The following is a 1,901-nucleotide window of genomic DNA, read 5'->3' as shown; positions in this document are numbered from 1 at the left end:
CCTACCCAGACCGGAGGCGGCACCCGCTGTCGCCGCCCCGGAACCGCTGCTGAAGGAAGCCAAACAGGTTGCGCCCGTTGGCCCTCCGGAGGTCATGCGAATTCCGCGTCCGCCACCGCCGGCGGTCGCCTTCAGCATGAGCGGATAGCCGATCTGCTCGGCGGCGGTGATGGCGTCCTCGACGGTGTCGACGCCGCCGCGGCTCCACGGCGCGACGGGCACGCCGACCTCTTCCGCGATCAGCTTGGCGCCGATCTTGTCACCGAGCTTGCGCATGGCGTCGGGGCTCGGACCGATGAAGGTCACCCCGATCTGCTCACACAGCTCCGCGAACGCGGGATCCTCGGCGACGAAACCCCAGCCCACCCAGGCGGAATCGGCCTTGGTCGCCTTCAACGCCTGCGCGAGCACCTTCAGGTCGAGGTACGGGCGGGCCGAGGCCGGTCCGAGATCGTAGGCGACGTCGGCCTCGCGCACGAAGGTCGCGTTCCGATCGACATCCGTGTGCAGAGCGATCGTCTGGATCGTGAGTCCAGTCTCTGCCGCCAGATCTCGGACAGCATGAATCAGTCGGACCGCGGCCTCTCCGCGGTTAACAATGGCAATACGGCTGAACACCGCCTGCTCCCTCCATAGCGTCGCATTTGACCCGGTCGGGCAACGTTGCGACTGCCGGTCCCGGGTAGTCTGCACCGTCGCCGTACGCGGTGACCACCCCGATAGGGGGTTACTCGTACGTATTCGTTTAGATCTCTCTACGACGGCGCGTTCGTGTGGAAGGGGATCCCGAGTGACCGACATTCTCGAAGTACTGCACTCCCGCTGGGCGGAGTCCGCCGCCGAAGCGATCGTGACCGGCGACGACCACCCCCGACTCACCTTCACCACCGACGAAATCGCCGACCTCATCGATTACATCGCCACGCTGCGGCGAACGGTAACCACCGCGGCCGCCGCCTTCGAACGCATCCACGTGACCCTGGACCAGCACACCGCCCACCCCGAAGCCCAGGCTCGCCAGGCCCACACCATCGCCCGCCACGCGGCCGAGCATCTGGGGATTTCGCGGCCGGTGATCGAGTAGCGGGGTTGCCAACCGGTTGGTTCTAATGATGTTGTCGGACAGGCAAATTCGGCGAGTCGCCGCCCCGGCGATGTTACCTTCCAAAGCGTCTCCGATGCACCGGTGCACCGGCAGCTGAACGCTCAGGAGGAACCATGGGCCTGTTCGACTTCTTCAACAACGACAGCGCCAACCGCGACCAGGTCTACAACATCGATCCCAACAACGAAGACCACAAGGCCAAGCTCTCCCACGAGCTGATCGGCGGCGCAGCCGGTTTCGAAGCCATGAAAGCCTACGAACAACACTGCGCCGCCAACGGCAAACCCGCCTCCCACGCCCTCGCCAAGGAACTCATCGCCGGCTTCGCCGCCGCCGAATGCGACAAACTCTTCGAAACCAAGGGCTTGGACGCCTGGGACCGCGAAGTGGCCAAACGCCACGCCACCGAACAAGCCCAGCAAGCCCTCAACCAATCGGGCCAGTTCTAGCCGCCGTTCCACATCGTCGGCCGCCGTGTGCACAGCCGAGGTATCTCGCGATCAGATCGATGCCGGTGCTGGCAGACTGGCGGCATGACGCTCGGGAGTTGTCCCTTCGCCGTTGGTGTCCATGAGCTCGATGTACTGCACGAGCGTTTGCGGACGAGCGGGGGTGGAGTGCATCGAGCCGAGTTGCCCGACGGATCTCCGGTCTGGGTGATCACCGGCTACGACAATGTGCGGCGCTTTCTCGCCGATCCGCGCCGACGGGGATCGAGTGATCGTGGAGGAGACGATGAGCGCCACGCTCGCGAACGGCAACCGCTACCGCAACGACTACTGCTTCGTCTTCGAGT

3 protein-coding genes are annotated in these 1,901 nt (G+C 65.0%); 2 read left to right on the top strand and 1 reads right to left on the bottom strand.

Going from position 1 to position 1,901, the window contains the following annotated elements; translation table 11 throughout:
• Positions 1-618: biotin carboxylase N-terminal domain-containing protein (locus ACWELQ_RS44870; protein WP_452403053.1), on the bottom strand; the 618-nt coding region annotated here is incomplete at its 3' end.
• A 172-nt stretch (positions 619-790) separates the two neighbouring features.
• On the opposite strand from ACWELQ_RS44870, the gene ACWELQ_RS44865 reads away from it, so the two are divergent.
• The gene (locus ACWELQ_RS44865; protein ID WP_452403052.1) at positions 791-1,084 is read left to right on the top strand and encodes a hypothetical protein; all 294 of its coding nucleotides are present in this window, start codon (positions 791-793) and stop codon (positions 1,082-1,084) included.
• Positions 1,085-1,218: 134 nt separating this feature from the next.
• On the top strand, positions 1,219-1,554 hold the full coding sequence (locus ACWELQ_RS44860) for a DUF3759 domain-containing protein (protein WP_452403051.1): 336 nt from the start codon (positions 1,219-1,221) through the stop codon (positions 1,552-1,554).
• Positions 1,555-1,901 lie beyond the last annotated feature (347 nt).

Source organism: Nocardia sp. NPDC004722 (assembly GCF_053601505.1).
Note: the sequence above shows the minus strand (reverse complement) of the source record. Positions and strands in the feature narration are given on the sequence as shown.

Coding starts and splice junctions, on each gene's coding strand:
- ACWELQ_RS44860 (WP_452403051.1), top strand. CDS start 1,219: ATGGGCCTGTTCGACTTCTTCAACAACGACAGCGCCAACCGCGACCAG.